The following is an 18,759-nucleotide window of genomic DNA, read 5'->3' on the forward strand; positions in this document are numbered from 1 at the left end:
CTTACTATCAACAAGTTGCAAAAGAAAGGGACCTATAGCAAAGCTTATGTGATCAAAAAGGTGGTAGACAAAGCCTTTAAAAAGCCCACAAAATTGAAGGGTATTTTCGCTACCTCCGAAAATACAGAAGTAGGGCGTTGGGCAAAAAGCAAAGGCTATGAGCCAGTAAAGATCAAAGGCGGGGTGAAGTTTACGAGGGCACCCGAAGCCTTCATTACCAAGGCAGGTACCGGCAATAAACAAACCTGGAAACTATACGCCAGTAAAGCCGACCAAGCACAAAAAAAGAAGCCTATTATTGAGGCAGTGTATGTAACCGTCAAAGCGCAGGAAGACAAACAAGCCCTCAAAATTGTCTCCATCCAATCGCCTGGAAGTGACCAATTAACTAAAAAGAAATGGCTGACTGCTTTGTTTAAGGCAGTGGTAGAAAACAAAGCCTCAGAAGGCAAAGCAAGCCCTACGAAAAGAAGTGTGAGTGTGATTGTGGCAGAGGCAGCAGCAGGCATCAAAATGAGTGATTTCAAGGCTCTAAAAGAGAAACCCCAAACCGAGATAGACAAGGCTGGACAAAAAACCCTGGTGGGCAATTGGGCGGCAAACCTCCAACTGGCAGGTAAGTCTCAGGAATACAAGTATACCCTGGTGCGTAACAACAACGTACGTTTTGCCAAAACCGCTTGCTTTGTGGCAGGCACCAAAGTATGGCTACATGACTACCGCCAGAAAAACATTGAAGACGTACTGCCCGAAGACACTGTAAGAGCTTTTGATGCGATTACCAAGCAAGAAGTGTTGGGCAGAGTCACCCACACCATCATTAAACAATCCTCTACCCTGATTGGAGTATATACCATTGCCGATACCTTGTGGGTAACGCCCGAACATCCTTTTTACGTCAACGGAAGGTGGGTGCCCGCAGGCGATCTCAAAAAAGGTGACCAATTGATTCTACTCAACCACCGTCAGCTCCTTGCCCACAAAACCCGCCACCTCCCCCGCTCTACCCAAGTACGCATTGATAACATTGTAGTAAAAGACACAGTGGCTACAGTCTATAACTTTACTGTAGCTAAGTACCATAATTATTATGTGGGCAATGTGGGGGTGTTGGTGCATAATAATGAGTGTAGGGAGCCTTTTTATATTTTGACTGAGGCCTCAGATGGTCACAAAGAGGTTATGAAGGATTTTAATTCGCTTACTCAAGAGCTAAAATACGTTAAGATAGGTAAAGTAGCTGTGCAAAGTGATGTTATCAGCGCAACATCCAATAAGAAAAGGTGGATTACTAAAGGGGTTTTTTTACGAGAAAATGCAACACTAAAGCAGAAAGAGCAATTTAGTAAAGATCTTTTCAATGCATTATGTAAAGGCTTATTTGAAAAGAGTAAGAAATTAAGCCTTGCAGAACAGTTAGCACCTATACCAAGGTTGGAATCAGTGCTATCTACTGTCTATCGAGATTATTTAATAAATGAATCTAAAATATTTAGTTATGAAAATAACTTTAGATGTTGGATGTTTCAAGTAATTCCTAAAGATTATTTGCAACATAAGGCGCTTGTCTATGCAGGTTATAAGGGTGAATCAAAGGATGTTTACCCTCTGAGGTATAGTGAACGTCGTGGTTTCAATAATAAAAAATACTATACATACATAAAAACAGAACTGGATAGAATAGACTATAAAATTAGGTATTATTCAAAGCAGGGGGGAAGACCTTACCCCAAGCAACTTGTCCTTTGGGATATAAATGAGTTAATTGCTAAAGTTCAGAAGCATTTATTTGAAGTACAGGGAAAAAAATTGAATGATGGACATAAACGTTTTCTGTCTTTGAGTTTATACGATCTTGAGCAATGGGTAGTAAATGAGTATGATTCTCCTTGGGAAGTATTAAACATAACACATGAAGAATGGCTACAAAATATTATTAACAGAGTGATTAAAAAACAAGGTCTAGCAGGACATTTTCAGAACTCATTGATGTTAGAACTTAAAGGAGAAACATTAGCTATTTTTAGTCATTTATTAATTACACATAAGGCAGAAGGCAATAGCTTTGAGAGTTTTGAAGCGTATTTGGAAAAAATAATTACTAGTGCTTGGAAAGATGAATGGAAGAGTATTTTAAATTGGAAAACAAACCCAATCAAGGCAGCGAAAGGCTTCCAGTCACTTGTAAGGAAAGGAGCTTTGGGTAAGTATAATCAGATATACGATAAAATTATACAGCATAAAGGTACAAAAGGAGTACGAAAAATGACTAGTTCCTCTGTTGAGGCTTGGACTAATTGGATGATAAAGTTTAATAAAGTGAAGGGTTTGTTTCCTGACCATGGCGCAGAAGTGACAGTTGAGGATGATCTTGGTAGAAAAAAAGTATTAAAAGTAGAAAATGCTTTAATTAAAAGAACTAAGGAAGCTTGGCAATGGATGCATGTTGCTCAAAATGCCGAAGTGACAGGAAAGGGTTTGCTTGGCGTATTCCATCTAGTGGGAGAGGGAATGCAACAATTATATCACTTTATACTCCCCTGATGTTGGTTAAACACAGCAACATATTATTTATGGTATCTAAGTTAATATTTTAAAAAAACTTAAAATATTCTTATAACATGACAGACAAAAATATTTGGCTACAGAACTTTAAACACGAACTTGATAAAACAAGGGAAGAATATGTAAACACGGAATGGGCAGATGCATTGTCTCTTGAAACGGCCGAACTTGTAGCAAAAAAATTGTTAAAACATTCAAAAAAATGTGCTGAGTGTGAGAAAATGCAAGATTTATTTTTGGAGTATATCATAGAATTAAGATATATAGAATTTGACTCATCTTTAAATAGATCTAAAAGTGAATTAAAAGCACTTAGGGCTAAAAAGAGGGACAAAGTTCATGATCATCTTAAAACTGTTCATCATTACAAGGGGACAATGGATAATAGAATCAGTCTTGTTTTCATAGCACTTTTTCTTACCATTGTTTTGCCAATTGCCGATTCAGTGATTGCCTTTGGTTGGCACTGGCTGCTATCTTTCCCCACGATAACTATTGCTTGGTTGATTGGGTACACTCTAGATAAAAGAAATATAAAAAAGGGCTGGGCTATATGACACAAAATGAAGACTGGGCAAAACATAACCGTCAAAGAAACCGAAAATGGCTTAAACATAACATTCGTCGCTTAAAAAAGATGTCTTCGGTAAAAAAAAGGCATTGGCTGGGTCTACGCCTTATTGAAACCACTCTTATTAATTCAATGCGAGCATTGGTGTTCGAGGCAGAAACAGATGAGGTAGCTAATACTTATAAAACTAACTTTAATCGGTATTTTAAGTTAATGGAAGTTCCAGATTCTGAGTATGTAAGTAGGGCGGAGATTAGGCACTGGAACAAAAAATTGATTAACCCTGTAGTAGATTATCTTCATGACCAAAAAGACTATGTTTTTAGACATGCTTTTAAACGTTTTTATACAGTCCGTGGTGTTTGGATAGGGGTATTGTTGTGGGGGGTGGGTGTTGTTAAAATGTTTAACTTTCCTTGGCTCTGGTATTATTCTTTGTTTTTGGTGATTGTGGCTTTTTTGGTGGGTAGTTTGATGGATTTTATTAACGTGAAAAAGGTATAGTTAAGTGTATTGAATTGTAATGGTCCAAACTATTTCAGCCAGTCCAAAGCTACCCTTTCCCCAAAGAAATCCATCAGCTTGGAAACTTCGTCTTGAGCCAAAGGGTTGTCGTACAAGTCGATAGATTCTAGGTTGGGTAAACCATAAAGCTCAATTGGAATATGCCGTATATTGTTTTCAGATAGGGAAATCTTCTGTATGTTTTGAAGGTTCGATATATGAGAAGGAATTTCTCTTATATTGTTTTCATTTAGTATTAGTCGTTTTAATTTTTTTAATAGAAATACTTCTGGAAATATTGTCCTGATTCTTGGCTTCATGTTTTGCATGCTTAAATACTGTAAATTTTGCAGCTTGCTAAAGCTTTTAGGAAGGTTTTCAATGTAATTATCACTTATGGCGAAATTCTCCAGAAGCCCTAATTCCCCTATTTCCTCTGGTAAGGATGATATTTTATTTTTAGTTAAATCTAGAGATTTTAGACTTTTTAGTTCATTTATTTGTGGAGGGACCTCTTTTATTTGATTTCTGCCTAGGAATAAACCTTCAAGTTTTTTGAGTTTACCGATGTTTTTAGGTATCACACTTATATAGCCAAAATAGCAGCGTATTTCTGTTGCCTCTTTCCAATAGCTTTCAAACTCGACCAGTTCATACTCCAAGCAATATATGGGAAACACCCTAATGGCTGTTTCTTTTAGTTCTTGTGGTACACCTTTTTGGGAAAGTATTTCAAAGGCTTTTCGAATATTTTTCTCATGTTCTATAGTATAGAAACCATCTTCAGGTGCTTTCCAAAGGCCTTGGACATAATCAAGTTCTTTCTTAGTATAACTCTTGCTAGACAAATCCATCGTTTTTATTTTCAAGATAAGCAAAATAACCTTGTATCGAAAATTGAGGTTATGGACAGGTCCTGAGTCTTTCTGTCCAACGAGCCTAAAATCTATAAATATTCAAAAAAGCTTTTCAAACCCATTGTCTATGATTTATTTTTTTAACAACTTGTTTACAAGTCACGCGAAAATTGAGAACCCAGCCAATGAAAAAAGACTCGTTAAAAGTATTCTTGACTCTCTTTCCTCCTCTAACAGTGGTGGGTATATTCCTTATGCTTCTGTTGAGATGGAAAGGTAATGGAAGCAACAATGTTCTCTTTACCACCAGCATAGTTATTTCTTTTTTGTTGTGGTTTGCCTTTATCCGTTGGGCACTCGTAGTCAGGGAAATTGGTAAAATGCTGTTTGCCAGAGTTTTTGGGGGTATGCCCCACCATGTTATTCTGGGAACAGGAAAAGGTTTGGGAGAGTATGAGTGGCTGGGGGTCAAGGTGGGAATCAATAGAAAGTTGACAGCTTCTGCTTCTAAAGCCTTTTTTACAAGCAAACCCTTTCTCAAGTTCAGGTATGCCATGTATCTTTCTGGAGGTTTTTTACTCAATGTTTTGCTTGTCATTGTATCAGATCGAATTATCTATTATACCATAAGCCCCTCTATGACTAGTGCAACCCTTGCCTGGTGGGTATGGAAAACTTTTGCTTTTGCCAGTATCTATGTTTATCTGTTGGATTTCGTTGCCTCAGTCAGACCAAACTACGGCGAAGATGGTTTTCCCAGTGACCAAGTAACCTTATTCAATCTTTGGACAACCCCTATAGAACATCTTGTAGATGATTTCAATGAAATTTATTATCGTGATGCTCACGACTATTTCAAAAGAAAGAACTACTCTAAAGCCATTTGTTTGTACAAAAAATTGGTAAATGATGAAGACGAAACTAGAAGGTTCAACTCCATGTTTAACCTGGGTACTATTTTTTTAAGAGAAGCTAAATTTGAAAAGTCTATTAAAATGTATGAGAGCCTGGAGAAAATGATTTCTGTGGGAGATCAAGCGTTCTTATGGCATACGAGACTCGCGTGGAATTACTTGGGATTGGGAGAATCAAACCTTGCAGAGTACCATGCTCGTCAAGCTTTCCCATTGAAGCAAAATGGTGAAGGGATGAATACACTTAGGGGGGCTGTATTTATTGAAAGAGGAGAGTTAAATAAGGCTTACCCTTTGCTTAAAGAGGCTGCTGATAATAGTTCTAACCTTGAAGACAGGCTCCTAGCAGCAATATTTCTTTACAGTTGTCTCAGCAGACAACAAAGCTGGCAAGAAGCAGAAAAATACAGACAATTCATAGAACATTATTTTGCCTACTTGTCTGTTGTCAATGCCTTTTTTTGGGAAAGGGTTCAAAAGAATGTCAGTTTGAGTAAAGAAGAATAAAGTGCTTTTACACAGCACATTTCCTGGATAAAACCTATCAACAAAATGGACGGAGCATCTTCACAAGACACGAAAATATTACAATTATTACGCAGCGATGACGAAAAGAACATAAAATTGGCATTTCAGCTTTGTTTGGCAACAACCTATGGGGAAGAGGTAGCGCAAGAGTTAAAAGAAAACCAAGAATTAGTTTTTGAACTTTTGGAGCACAAACTGGAGCAGGAATATTGTCAGACTATCGATTCTTTGACTTATGAACTTAGAGAATTGACCTCATTGCCACCTGAAATAAAACAATTGATAAATTTGAGGCTTCTAAATTTGGACCATAACAAATTGCATCTTTTTCCACCAGAAATAGGCAAGCTAACAAGGTTAGAGAGATTAAGTGCTTGTCAAAACCTCTTGACCAAGCTTCCTCCAGAGGTTGGTCAATTAACAAAATTAGAATACTTGTACTTGAGCGATAACCAACTTACCCTATTGTCGCCAGAAGTTACAAGGTTGAGGTTGCTCAAGGAATTAGATTTGTCAAGTAACCAGCTTGTCTCACTACCCTCAGGAATTGGTTGCTTAGAATATCTCCAGAAGCTTTATTTGGGTAATAATAGGCTCACTGGTCTGCCTGTTGATATAGGGGGGCTGATGAACTTAGAAATTCTTGTCTTGGAAAACAACAGACTTGAAAGCCTCCCTGTTGAGGTTTGTGAGCTAAGAAATTTGACATATTTGGGTTTGGATGGGCTCCCACTTACTCAACTTCCTCCTGATATTGGTTATTTGTTCAATCTGAAAGAACTGAGTATAAATGATAACTTTTTTACCCAAATTCCTCCTGATATCGGCTACTTGTCAAACTTAAAAGCTTTATATGCAAGGAACAGCCAACTAACCAAACTACCTTCTGATATTGGTAACCTAATGAACCTGAAAACATTGCAGCTAGATGGGAGTCAGCTCGCTGAACTTCCCCCCGAAATTGGTAGCTTGGCAAACTTAGAAGTATTGGATTTAAGCGGAAATCAACTTTCCGAACTTCCTTCTGAAATTGGCAGATTAACAAATTTGAAGGTGTTAAACCTGAGTGACAATAGGCTTACAAGCATTCCTTCTGAGATCGGTCAGATGAAAAATATAGAGTCGCTCATTCTAAGCAGTAACCAACTTAAGCAGTTGCCCCCAGAAATAGGTGAGTTGGCACATCTGGAAACCATCAATCTTAGCAATAATCATCTCAGGTATTTGCCCCTAGAAATAGGACAGTTGAAAAACTTGAGGAGGCTTCGTCTGGAACAAAACTACCTTACTTCATTACCACCTGAAATAAAGCAATTGGAAAGCCTGGAGGCTTTGGATTTGACCAATAATGAAATGACGGGCTTGCTCCCCGAAATTACGAAATTAGAAAGCCTTGTCGCATTATCTTTAGCAGGCAATCCTGTAACCCAATTTCCAACTGAAGTACTTCAGCTCTCAGGCTTGACAAACTTTTACCTTGACGATACCCCTCTGATGAACAAAGACGAAGAGAAAATTAAACAATTGTTGCCTGGAGTTACAATTACCTTTTGGTCAAAATAGAAAAATCAAATAAATTGTTTGTTTCAAAAAGTATCTTTTGGTTGCCGGCTATTTTTTATATTTGTTAAGTTATAGGATGATTACTCAAGAATAAAGGCTACTCTAAAAAAATAAGGTAGCCTTTAGCTTTATTGAAAGGGAGATAGTCTTACTCCAACGCCCACAACCTTCCACCCACCACCAACCCGCTCAGGGGTACCCTTTGGGTCTGAGCCTGTATTATATCACTTTAAGCGCAGCGCCAAAGTCTTCAAAAGCTATGCAGGGAGTGGAACCTGGTTTAATTGAACGGCAACGCCCTAAAATTTATCTGGTTGTTGGTGACCGTTCAATTAAATTAGGACGACCGTCAATGAGCCTAAAGCGAATGCATGTCATATTAAAGGCACCACATTAGATATTATAGAGCCAATAATATGCTCATAAAGCGACCTGGTCTAATAACTACTCTTCAAATATCCTTCAATATCTTCCATAGAATAGCCAGTATATTCAAGAAATTTAGAAATAGGAACCGGTATACCATCGGCGAGTCCATATTGAACCCTTATTTTTACTAAAAGCCTTCTGGAATGGCTTAAAGACTTACCCGTAATCTCTGATATTTCGGGTGGATAGATGCAGTTTTTTGTTTTCATATTGGTTTAAGCTAGGAGTATTACCCGTGCTGAATCAGGCAAAATGAGCAAAATAAGCAAGGTGTGCATAGGCATATAACATTAGTTTTGGACTAGCGTAGAAAAAATAAAGATTCAAGTAGTCAAAACTAGTTATAGGCGGGAGAAGAAATTAAATTATTAACAACCAATAAGTAGAGGAGATATAAGATTTATTTACCATCTCATTGATGGTCGTTTTTCATACAAAGTCAGATTTTATTTAGCAGGTGTAAAATGTGTTTATTGACCTGTACTTCCAAACGAAAACTAGATAAGCATAAAGTTACAAAATATTTAATAGAATTAAAAAAATGGCAAATGGCGACTCTTATGTGAGCAGTAGTCAAGCTCGGCTTGGCGAGTTTGAATAATAGTCTAAGAGCTTGACACTGTTTCTAAAATTAGCAATGAGCCATTTATTATATACTATAAGCCAACCTCTTTAAGCCAAGGGCAAGGTTTTAAAAACAATAATATTATGGGACGACAAACAGGAGCAGTTACATTTACCGGACGTTTTGGCAATATGGTAGGCTATATATCAGATGGCGAAAATTTGGTACGTACCCCTGGCGGACAAACCAAAAGCCAAATTATGAGCAACCCTCGTACCAAGGCAAACGTTGACGAGTTTGGTTTGCTTCAGGCATCAGTAGGCACTATACGCTTGGGGCTAATGAGAGCTATAGCTAAAACCCGCAACTCAAAACTACAAGGTCAACTGACCAGTAAACTCTCTACAATTCGCAACACCTCTACCCAACCCAAGGGAGAGCGTACTGTAGCCGAGGGTACAAACTTTGGTTCCTTGCAAGACTTTCGTATCTCTAAACGTGCGATGGCATCTCGTTTTGCTTTGTCTTTTAACGCCAACTGGAACAAAGCCACATCTTCAGCTGAGCTGGCAGTGCTAGACATCAACCCAGCATCCGACGTCTTCCCTCCTTCTTCAGCTGCCAAGTTTAGTTATTCTTTTATTGCCGCTGAAGTGGACCTAATCGAAAACAGAATCATACAATCAGGTATGGCTGTCCATATCGACAAACAAGACGTAACAGCAATCACCCCGATTGCAGGGGTAGTAATACAAATTCCACTATCAAACACCGCCAATACACATATCATAGGTGCTCAACTTATCGAGTTCTTTGACGACAATGATGCCCCTTTAGGTATTCAAGACAATGCATCAATCATTAGCCTGGCAACTAAAAATGTATAATCAGTAGTCAAAGTTTAGTAGATTATAGTTCATAATTTTAACGACCGTCTGGAATTACTCCAGGCGGTTTTTTTATTGTATAGCCCAAACTACTGATAATCAGATGCCAGCCCGTTATTCCCCAAATACCCATTTTTATATGTATGGTAAATACTATATGTATACTATTGCTTATATGTATTATACTTATCATATTGCAAGCCTTTTTTGGTAATTTCTAAAATATAACAATGGCAACAGTAATAAGTGTATGCAATAATAAGGGAGGGGTTGGCAAAACTACCGCAACCCTCAATATAGGCGCGGGGCTGGCGAAAGTAGGCAAAAAAGTACTTCTAATAGATTGCGATGCACAGTCAAATTTAAGCATGTGTTTTCGGCAAGACGAGGACACCAGCTATAACATTGGTAGGGTGCTCTTGGGAGAACTTGCTATAAAAGACATTCTCGTAAAAACCGAAAAATACCACCTTCATTTACTGCCAGGTTCACGCGAGCATCGCAAAATAGAGAAACGCCTGGTAGGAGAAACTGGAGCAGAACGCCGTTTACTCAAAACCTTTAAGAAAGAAAAGCTCAGAGAGAAATATGATTATATTCTCATAGATTGTCCCCCAGCTTTGGGAAACTTCACCACCAATGCTTTAGTAGCCAGCACCCATTACATAGTTCCTGTAACCCCTGAGTATTTTGGGTACAAAGGTATAAAAGGAGTACTTGAGTTTATCAACGAAATCATAGAACATGACCTCAACGATGACCTTGAGTTAATGGGAATCATCATTAACCAGTTCAACGAGAACGTAAGGAACAAAGTAAGAAAAGGCATTGCCGATAAAATTAGACAAAGTGGGTTGGCAACTTTCAAAACCAACATTAGACAAAATAGCGATCTTGTCAAAGCAGCAACCAATGCAAAATCTATTTTCGCTCAAAACGAAGACAGCAATGGCGCAAAAGATTATTCTAGCCTGGTGAATGAAATAATCAACCTACGCCAGTAATTATAAACCAAACGTGAATAGTTAAAAACTAAAAATAACATGGCAAAAAAAAATGATATAAACTTTGACCGACTTGATGATTTAACCCCCATTAAAAAGAAGAAATCGTCCGAAGGCTTAAAAAAGAAAAAGGTTCGACGCAAGCCCCTCACCCACACATTTAGCGAAGAAACCATCAAACTGATGAAGCGCATGAAATATTGGGACCGTTATGACTCCGACTCTCAAGTCATCGAAAAAGCAATTCAAGCCCTTGCTTCAGGCAAAACCTATCAACCTACCCCAGAAGAGGAGCAAGAAGGCAATTAGTGAGTGGCAATGGCTTGCTGGGTTTTGAACTGTATATATTATTTTTTGATGTTTGCTTATAAGATTGTATCCCCACAAGTTATAACTACTACTTTGTGAGTAGGCCTACAGTCTTGGTTTGCTGGAGAATCTTTTTCTTAATATTCAAGGATAATTTATTTAGGTATAAAAAGCGTCTAAAATTTGCCTATTTAGGAATAAAAAAAATCCTATAGTAAAAAATGAGTAAATCTATAGATGTGGTTTATCTTTTTGCAATGGTGTATTTTTAAGAAAAGAGCAAATACAAGGATATGACAAGTAATATTTTACATTAAAATCTGTATGTTTATTCACGAAAGCGTGAATAAAGGCTATTATGTGCGATTTAATATATATATTCAAATGTAAGTTTTTTAGTTAAAATTAACTGTTATACTTAAAGAGAATACGAATATTTCGTATCAGGAAGCTATTATTATTGCAAACGTTTTTTTTAGTAATTGGCTTTATACAATATTCAAGGGATGAATTACCCTTATTGTGCTTAGAAAAGTTATATTTATATTCATAGTGGTATATTGGATTATGTGGACCTTACCGTAACGAAATTCTCGTAAACTGTAACATTATACCAAGTAAGCAAACCAGAAAATTAAACGTCTAAAAACCGATAAAAAACCTTATCATTGTAAAATCATCCAACAGGTGTAAACGAGTGGAGTCGGTGCTACTCCCTAAACATGTCACCAGATGGTGAAACCCAAAATTTGAGAATCCATCAAATGGCATTTTTAAAAATCTTTGCCTTGGTACTCAGCGTATGCAGCAGTGTTATTACTATAGCCAAAAACCTGGTTGGTGATAACCCTAAAAACAAAAAAGCCGACAAGAACAAATAGTTCAAGTCGACTTATATGAAACGTTCCAAAAGCCTCAGAAGAGACCGCAAAATCAGCTTCTGAAGTTCTGGATTTTTTCCAGCTTTATGTAGCTCACGTTTATCGTGGGCTATTTTTTTGTGTTGGGGAAAATAATAGTATTTATTAATCCCCTGTTTTTTTGTGGTTAAACCAAAGGATGTTAACAAAGATTTACCTTTAATGTAAACCTATTTCAACTCCTAAATGGTACGATTAAAGTTTCAGATATTATGCTAAATTGATTGGGAGTAGATCCATTTCAATTTCTAAATGATCTGATTAATGCTTGTCAAAAGATTTAAAATTAGGTGATTTTACTTCCGCGAATATAGCAAAATATTTATTTGTAATAAATCTAATACAAGTAACAGATATCAATAATACCGATAATATTAATAATATTCTGATAAATATCTGATAAATATCTGTTATGCTTATATTTAGAACATAGTTTATAGATGCTCCCTGTTTCCCAATGGTATTTCCTAAATCAATATATTATAAGATGGAACACGATTGAAAAACTTGTAATTGTTGATGATAGCTACCTCCCCAGCAAATTTTTTATAGGAGGAGTCAGTGCTAACAACTACCAGTTAACCCCTACATCAAATACCTCACATTGTTCCTGGTAAAAGCCTTGCCCCTGGCGGTCCTCATTCCCAACTCATTCAAATAATCTGCAATTTCCCTGTTATTCATCCCTTGCTTTATACACATATCAATAATTAATCTTGCCTTACGTGTTGCTTCGTTGCCAGCTGCCTTATTTTGAATAGCTTGTTTGGCCTTTTCCCTGTGTTCATCCGTCCATCCCTTCGGGCTACCCAACCTATACTTCCCTTGCTTGTCAGGCTTCATCTCTGTTCTTCCATCTGCACTTGGTTTTACATTGTTAATATCCCCCTGTGCAATCCTTCGTTTTTTTTCTGCCAAGGCTAGCTTTGTTCGCTCACTTGTTGCCTCTCGTTCTTTTTGCGCTACAGCCCCTAAAATATGAATAGTAAAGTTATCTACCTCTGGCATATCACAACATTGGAACTTCAGCCCCGACTCCATCAACCTTGTCAAAAAACCTAGGTTTCGTGCAAGTCTATCAAGTTTTGCCACCAGCAAAATATTTCCTTCTTTTTTACATAAAGTCATTGCTTCTTCCAGTACAGGTCTATCGGTCCTTCTCCCCGACTCTATTTCTTCAAACTCCTTTACCAATGCCCCACCCCTACCCTGTACAAAATCTTTAGCTGCTTTTTTCTGAGCCCCCAATCCCAATCCTGATATACCCTGTTGTCGGGTGCTCACCCTATAATATGCTACATACTTAACCTTCATAACATAGTCTATTTAAACTAAATACTATAAATAGCATACATATTATATGTATAGTAAGTATAATATGTATTGTAAATATTAAACCTCTTTGAGTGTTATTTCAGGGTATTACTGTAAATACTATATGTATAATAAATATTATATGTGTCATACATATTATATGTATAGTAAATATAATACTTAAAATACATAGTCATACAAACATTATCCAACGACAAGCGATTGACTGTGTACAATCACTAAATATTTACCATTGTTTCCCAACATCAAAAAAGTAAGCTGCTTGCAATGGATCAAGATCAACAATTAGGGACCTTGTCTAGGCAACAACCGTGTGTAACTGATATATAGCTATGTAAAAAACCTCAAATACCTATATGAGAGAGTTTACAACCCTTATATATCCCGAAAAAATACAAAAAACACCCAACTTTAGAATGTCCAATTTTACCCTCCAAATCTTAGAATATTGCTCCTATAAGCATATCCCGTATCAAATCCGTACCTCACTCGTACATATTCCGTATAGTTCTTTACGTAAAGAATCTCAAACCAACCAGGCATAATGTTTATCTTGCCTGTTTTGCCTGTCTTGAAACCAATAGATTGTTCTGATATAGAGCAAAAGGAGAGCGATAAAAGGAGAGCAATAGAAAAACCAAAGCCAGTAATAATTGTTATTACTGGCCTTGGTCAATGATGTTTTTGCATTGTGATGTCTATCTAAACGTCAAGCGTTTATCCTAAGCGTTTTATGTGGAGCTCCAACCACCTATATTTTTTTAGCAAGAGGGGTGAGCACCCGCAGGATCTATTACTTATTTTTGTCTAGCCTGGCAATAATGTCAGCCAACAACCCCTTAATATCCGAAACCTCGTTTTTAATATCTTTGTTATCCTTGCCCAATCCCAACAAAAAATCTACTACATTATCTTGAGTCAATGTATCTGGCAATGACTCTTCCGTTTTTTGCTTTTTGGTCATGCCAAATATATCTACCTCAAGCAACAAAGCAACCCTAATAAGCTTTTGTGTAGGAAAAAAACCAACGCCACGCATATATTTCCCCAGGCTTGGTGCAGCAATGCCCGTTTTTTCGCTAAGCGTTTCATAAGTTTCTTCGCTTTTATCAAAGGCTTCCTTAATTTTCTCCCTAATCAACTCATAAACCTGATCCGCCTGAGTCTCTACCGATTTGTCATGGGCCTCTTGGTTCCCTTCTTCAGACCGTATATTATCCTCCATATCGAGTAAAATTGATGATATTTGGTAATATAATATATTTTACGAATACAAAAGTACCATATATTGTACTATCTCTAAAGAAAGAGTCAACCAAGATCATATATTATCCTACCTGCCAATTAACACCCCACAACACCTTATTTTATCCACAACACCTTACTTATTTTTCTTTAAAGATCAAATATTATCTTTTTACTTTGTTATTAAATCTTATATTATCTATAATTGTGTATAAACTCAAAATGAGCAGATAAAATAAGGTCTTTTAATATGGCAGCAAACACCAACCAATATACCAAACAAAAGTCTGAAAAAAAGACAAGGGAAGCTCAATTTGCTACCCAAATTATCTATGAGGTAAGCATCAACACCCGACTCCAGAAAAAAGTCCAACAAATTCAAAAAAAGTTTAGCCCCAAGCCTACCCTACAAGACAAAAAAAGCCTGTATAACTTAGCAGTAGCTTTTGAGTGGGTTTTTGGTCTGTTAGGAGTAGCACTAGGCCTGTACCTCATGTATGCTATTTTTCTTGATGCTTTTACCAACCCCATTGCCGCATTTACGGGAGCCCTCCTGTTTCTGGGTGCTTGGGAATATGGCAAACATGTGTTGCTAGCAAGCATCCTACGCGAAAAATACGTCTATCGACGAACAAATACCTGGTTCCTGCTCCTCAATATCCTGATGATTAGTTGCTCTATGTGGTGGTCAGTCCAAGGCATTCTCAATTTTAACCAAGAAGTAATTGTTGAAAAGCCCCAAACCATCAGCCTGGCTCAAATCAAAAAACGTCACCAAAACGAAATTGCCAAACTAAACCGAACTACTCAGCAAAAACACCAAGCAGCCAAGCAAGAATTCAATACCAAAATCAGAAACATTGAGCAGGCCACCAACAAATACTTGGGCAGCGTCAAATACAAAGGAAGCATCAATGTACATAACCACGCCAACAGAACCGTAATAACCAACAGTTCAAACCGAATCGCCAACCTTGAAAAAGCCCAAAGAACAACTTTAGAAAAAATACAAGAACAAAAAACTGAACAGCTGGCTGCAATTCTCGCAACCCAAAAGGCTGAGTTAACCGAAACCCAGCAAAAAAACAAAGAAACCATTGGCAAGGCTGCTATCAAAAATGAGAATCGTTACTGGAACCTCCTTTGGCTTGCCTTCATTGGAGACATAGCATGTGCTATAGCCGTTTGGTACCGGGTTTTCCATTTTTATCGAGGACTGCAAGAAATCCAACAAGCCGAAAAACTTACTGGAGTAAAGGTTATTAGCAATACCCTCACCCCAAAACCATCAATATCCAACCATTCAAAATCACCTGTGCCCCTGACAAAAAAAGAAAATAAAATCTATAAGCTGTACATGCAGTCAAACCAAAGCCTAACAAAAACCCAAATGAATAAATCAACCGGAATCAGCAGAACGATCATAGACAACATGTTCAAAAAAACGGGTATAAAGTACCACCGGGCACAACCAAAAAAAGTGTCCAATTTTCCTAAAGAAAAAAGTGTCCAAGTTGCCGTTTAAAAACTGGACACCAAATAAAATCAAGAAAACGAATCAAAAACCAGTGGAGGAGTTGTATGCAAGACTTACCAACCACCAAACAAATTAAAGGGTGGTTTGTGCATAGTAGCAACAACCCTCAAAACTGTAAATCAAAAAGAAAAGAAAGGAGGAACTTTTTCGATGACATGCTCGATATAAGCAATCAAAATTCTCTATATTGCAAGTTATAAGCTCTTTAGAAAGGCAAACAACCTTAAAGAGCCAAGGAATAAACCTTAAATCATTTGTTTCTGCAATACCTTGACTCATTTGGCTACAAGATAAGCAGACTTAAATGATATAGTAAACCTGTCCAGAAGACCTGCTTGTCTTTTAGCAATTAGCAAAAAAGGTGAAAATAGAGTAGGAGGGAGGGCAAAAAAAATACGGAGCATATTTCAATGGGATGGCGACCCTCAATAATACTCCGTTTTTTTCTTCATAAATAAAAACATCTTATAAGCAAACTTGGCGAGTTTGTTACCCTTTCGGGATTTGATGTTTTAACCCAGCACATTAAAAATGTGCTGTTTAATCAACTTGTAAAGTGTTTGTTGGCTACAAACCCGAAACAAGTACCGCAAAAGAGTCATTACCCTTTTGCTTTTTTGACTAAGTAAAAAACACGTAAATGGATTCAAAATTTAGTAATGTGTCAAAAACTAGATTTTAATAGTAATGAGCAGTCAATGAACAGTTTTTAGTGATATGCCGGAAATAAACTTTAACAAAACCCTAAAAAATAAATCAATGAATGATTTTTAGTGATATGCTGGAAATAAACTTTCAACAAAACCCCAAAAAATAAATCAATGAACGGTTTTTAGTGATATGCTAGAAATAAACTTTTAACAAAACCCTAAAAAAAATAGATCAATGACCCATTTTCACAATACGTGTATGACAAATATACGTAAAATATCTTTATTTGGATACCTTCCTAGTTTTCTTTCTACCAAAAAACCTGCAAAAAACTCGGTAAAAATCTCGTTGAATCCATATCTACGAGTTTTCCCACACCTTGATACTCTTTTCTATATAGCCAACCATTTACAGAAAGGAGGGAGGTCATGAGTGATCAACCCAAGCTTATAAACACCCAACAGAGCAGCCAAGCCATTGCCCCAGCAACTTCCCTTTGTATTTGTGGCTCAAACACTGGTTGCTCACAGTGCAATACCGTTGACAGTCCACCCAGTCGAAAAACAGAAAAATGCAATAGCCATATAAAGGAAGAAGCCTCACTCGATAATAATACAAACAACTGCGTATCTGAGGATAATACAACTATCCAAATACCACCAGCCAACCGAGTATTATGGAACAATACCTACAGTGCAAAAATTTCCTCTAAATCCAAACAGGCATTCAACCTTCGCCGTGCCATTGCTAACTACCTTGCCCAAGGAGCTCCCGATTTAGACACAGGGGAGTGGATTCAAGCCGATATTAGGGACCTTGACAAGAGTCAGGCAAAGCCCTTATTTGAAGGAACCTATTATGAACGGCTTTATAACTTTTATTATCGTATGGGGCTCAATGAGTCAATTTATGCAGAGTTTGACAACACCTTGGGGCTCAAGACTACTCAAATACTTTCTACTAAATACTCTATGCATAACCTTTGTCCAGTGTGGGGTTTTCGTAGATCACAAATTATTCGCAAACGCTACCGTACCTATTTTGCAGATAATCCTCAAGTCCTAACCGATTACCATCCTTGTCACATGGTGCTCACCCTACGTCATAATGACCAAGGCTTTTTTCTGAAAGATGAATTTGTAGCCAAGCGTTTCTTTGCTCGTGAGCTTATTGAGCAGTTCAAACAATTCCGCGACAACAACCGGAGTACCTGGAAGCATTATGTATATGGAGGTTGTTATAACATTGAGGTAAAGAAAAGTAAAAATGATAATGGGATTCATGTGCATATGCACTGTCTTATTTTGCAAAATAAAGACTACAAAGTAAATGAAGTCAGAGAATGGATAAAAACAATCTGGGAACGCCAAACAGGTGCCTCCAAAGTACATTACGAGACGCTGTACTTTTACGATCATGAGGATCAACAAGTGGTTGAAGATATAAATAATATCAATGAGTATTTTGACGAAGAAACAGGAACCTATGAGTATGCATGTGATGCTAAAACAGTACCAACCAAAAGCTATTTCAATGCATCTTGGACACCTGATCAAACTAGTAGAGCTATCTTAGAAGCCCTCAAATACAATTTTAAGCCTGATGCCCTTATGGATAAAAATGGCAACTTTGATATAGAGTTTCTAGCTGAAGTGCTCAACAATTGCAAAAGCTTACGTTTTCATTCTAAGTTCAATGCTCTTTATAATGTTAAAGAGCTCAATTTTAACTCTTTAGGTAGCAATGAGGACGAGCTAGAACTTAAAGACTCTAACGATATTATTATGTCCGAGTATGTCACCCGTGCCGCCAATGAATACGACCTGGATGTAGAAGAAATATCTGAAGAAACCTTTATCTACCCCGGTATCGATTACATGAAGGCAACTGAGTTAGGTTACAGTGCCAATTACGAGACTTTCATCGACCGTTTACCTGAAGTTTTAGAGTTTGTCAAGCAGAAAAAAGCCCGTTCCTTGCTCGACTTTATCGATGTAGATAGCCAGTACAATAACATGGTAAACCCATTTACCCTGGAACCAGCCAATTACCAAGATTTTAAACTGATGATTGGTTTTCCCCATACCATCCGCCACCGACAACGGAGCCACTATGGTGGCAATGAACCTTACCATGACCCTAGAAACTACTACCAGGTAGCTCAGGAGACCACCAGTGTCAAAGAACTTACCAAATCTTTGATGATGGGTCATTTCAATAACATAATAGTTTATGAGGACTATGATCGTTTTGAAACCGATATTCAAAATCTGATACAATTGCGTGTGTAGAACCTGGTGTGTAAATTTGGGTAAAATTACACATGGCGACCAAAAGGTAAAGTGTAATAGTAATACTATCATTTTTTTGCGTCT

General features: G+C 37.4%; 13 protein-coding genes. 10 read left to right on the forward strand and 3 right to left on the reverse strand.

The window, feature by feature from the left end:
- The 3 genes from Q0954_RS19770 to Q0954_RS19780 all read left to right on the forward strand — a co-directional run.
- Positions 1-2,544 (forward strand): polymorphic toxin-type HINT domain-containing protein (locus tag Q0954_RS19770; RefSeq protein WP_299459327.1); only part of this gene is annotated, 2,544 nt, incomplete at its 5' end.
- A 77-nt stretch (positions 2,545-2,621) separates the two neighbouring features.
- Entirely contained in the window at positions 2,622-3,122 is a 501-nt protein-coding gene (locus Q0954_RS19775) for a hypothetical protein (protein ID WP_299459328.1), read from the forward strand.
- Entirely contained in the window at positions 3,119-3,640 is a 522-nt protein-coding gene (locus Q0954_RS19780) for a hypothetical protein (RefSeq protein ID WP_299459329.1), read from the forward strand. The genes Q0954_RS19775 and Q0954_RS19780 overlap by 4 nt, the downstream gene beginning before the upstream one ends.
- Before the next feature lie 29 nt (positions 3,641-3,669).
- On the opposite strand, the gene Q0954_RS19785 is transcribed toward Q0954_RS19780, so the two are convergent.
- A complete protein-coding gene (locus Q0954_RS19785) occupies positions 3,670-4,494 on the reverse strand; it encodes a leucine-rich repeat domain-containing protein (RefSeq protein ID WP_299459330.1) in 825 nt (274 codons plus the stop codon).
- Between the two features lie 188 nt (positions 4,495-4,682).
- On the opposite strand from Q0954_RS19785, the gene Q0954_RS19790 reads away from it, so the two are divergent.
- The 5 genes from Q0954_RS19790 to Q0954_RS19810 all read left to right on the forward strand — a co-directional run bounded on the left by Q0954_RS19790 (position 4,683) and on the right by Q0954_RS19810 (position 10,696).
- The gene (locus Q0954_RS19790) at positions 4,683-5,918 is read left to right on the forward strand and encodes a lipopolysaccharide assembly protein LapB (RefSeq protein WP_299459331.1); all 1,236 of its coding nucleotides are present in this window, start codon (positions 4,683-4,685) and stop codon (positions 5,916-5,918) included.
- Positions 5,919-5,963: 45 nt separating this feature from the next.
- Complete coding sequence (locus Q0954_RS19795; protein ID WP_299459332.1) at positions 5,964-7,502, forward strand: leucine-rich repeat domain-containing protein; 1,539 nt, start codon at positions 5,964-5,966, stop codon at positions 7,500-7,502.
- Between the two features lie 1,137 nt (positions 7,503-8,639).
- Positions 8,640-9,383, forward strand: coding sequence for a hypothetical protein (locus Q0954_RS19800; RefSeq protein WP_299459333.1), 744 nt, complete (start codon positions 8,640-8,642; stop codon positions 9,381-9,383).
- A 230-nt stretch (positions 9,384-9,613) separates the two neighbouring features.
- Positions 9,614-10,387: a ParA family protein gene (locus tag Q0954_RS19805; protein WP_299459334.1), complete on the forward strand. Its 774-nt coding sequence runs from the start codon at positions 9,614-9,616 to the stop codon at positions 10,385-10,387.
- 39 nt (positions 10,388-10,426) lie between these two features.
- Positions 10,427-10,696 carry a hypothetical protein gene (locus Q0954_RS19810; RefSeq protein WP_299459336.1) on the forward strand — a complete coding sequence of 90 codons (270 nt, stop codon included), beginning with the start codon at positions 10,427-10,429 and terminating at the stop codon, positions 10,694-10,696.
- 1,505 nt (positions 10,697-12,201) lie between these two features.
- On the opposite strand, the gene Q0954_RS19815 is transcribed toward Q0954_RS19810, so the two are convergent.
- Together Q0954_RS19815 and Q0954_RS19820 are read right to left on the reverse strand one after the other, a co-directional pair.
- Entirely contained in the window at positions 12,202-12,930 is a 729-nt protein-coding gene (locus tag Q0954_RS19815) for a recombinase family protein (protein ID WP_299459338.1), read from the reverse strand.
- An 814-nt stretch (positions 12,931-13,744) separates the two neighbouring features.
- The gene (locus Q0954_RS19820) at positions 13,745-14,176 is read right to left on the reverse strand and encodes a helix-turn-helix transcriptional regulator (RefSeq protein ID WP_299459339.1); all 432 of its coding nucleotides are present in this window, start codon (positions 14,174-14,176) and stop codon (positions 13,745-13,747) included.
- 270 nt (positions 14,177-14,446) lie between these two features.
- On the opposite strand from Q0954_RS19820, the gene Q0954_RS19825 reads away from it, so the two are divergent.
- Complete coding sequence (locus tag Q0954_RS19825; protein WP_299459341.1) at positions 14,447-15,721, forward strand: hypothetical protein; 1,275 nt, start codon at positions 14,447-14,449, stop codon at positions 15,719-15,721.
- A gap of 1,091 nt (positions 15,722-16,812) precedes the next feature.
- Complete coding sequence (locus tag Q0954_RS19830; protein WP_299459343.1) at positions 16,813-18,675, forward strand: hypothetical protein; 1,863 nt, start codon at positions 16,813-16,815, stop codon at positions 18,673-18,675.
- Positions 18,676-18,759: the final 84 nt, after the last annotated feature.

The organism is uncultured Microscilla sp., assembly GCF_947493425.1.
GTDB lineage: Bacteria > Bacteroidota > Bacteroidia > Cytophagales > Microscillaceae > Microscilla.

Excerpts from the sequence above, each read along its gene's own strand:
- Q0954_RS19790 (WP_299459331.1), top strand. The coding sequence starts at position 4,683 with ATGAAAAAAGACTCGTTAAAAGTATTCTTGACTCTCTTTCCTCCTCTA.
- Q0954_RS19800 (WP_299459333.1), top strand. The coding sequence starts at position 8,640 with ATGGGACGACAAACAGGAGCAGTTACATTTACCGGACGTTTTGGCAAT.
- Q0954_RS19795 (WP_299459332.1), top strand. The coding sequence starts at position 5,964 with ATGGACGGAGCATCTTCACAAGACACGAAAATATTACAATTATTACGC.
- Q0954_RS19780 (WP_299459329.1), top strand. The coding sequence starts at position 3,119 with ATGACACAAAATGAAGACTGGGCAAAACATAACCGTCAAAGAAACCGA.
- Q0954_RS19830 (WP_299459343.1), top strand. The coding sequence starts at position 16,813 with ATGAGTGATCAACCCAAGCTTATAAACACCCAACAGAGCAGCCAAGCC.
- Q0954_RS19775 (WP_299459328.1), top strand. The coding sequence starts at position 2,622 with ATGACAGACAAAAATATTTGGCTACAGAACTTTAAACACGAACTTGAT.
- Q0954_RS19810 (WP_299459336.1), top strand. The coding sequence starts at position 10,427 with ATGGCAAAAAAAAATGATATAAACTTTGACCGACTTGATGATTTAACC.
- Q0954_RS19805 (WP_299459334.1), top strand. The coding sequence starts at position 9,614 with ATGGCAACAGTAATAAGTGTATGCAATAATAAGGGAGGGGTTGGCAAA.
- Q0954_RS19825 (WP_299459341.1), top strand. The coding sequence starts at position 14,447 with ATGGCAGCAAACACCAACCAATATACCAAACAAAAGTCTGAAAAAAAG.
- Q0954_RS19815 (WP_299459338.1), bottom strand. The coding sequence starts at position 12,930 with ATGAAGGTTAAGTATGTAGCATATTATAGGGTGAGCACCCGACAACAG.
- Q0954_RS19785 (WP_299459330.1), bottom strand. The coding sequence starts at position 4,494 with ATGGATTTGTCTAGCAAGAGTTATACTAAGAAAGAACTTGATTATGTC.
- Q0954_RS19820 (WP_299459339.1), bottom strand. The coding sequence starts at position 14,176 with ATGGAGGATAATATACGGTCTGAAGAAGGGAACCAAGAGGCCCATGAC.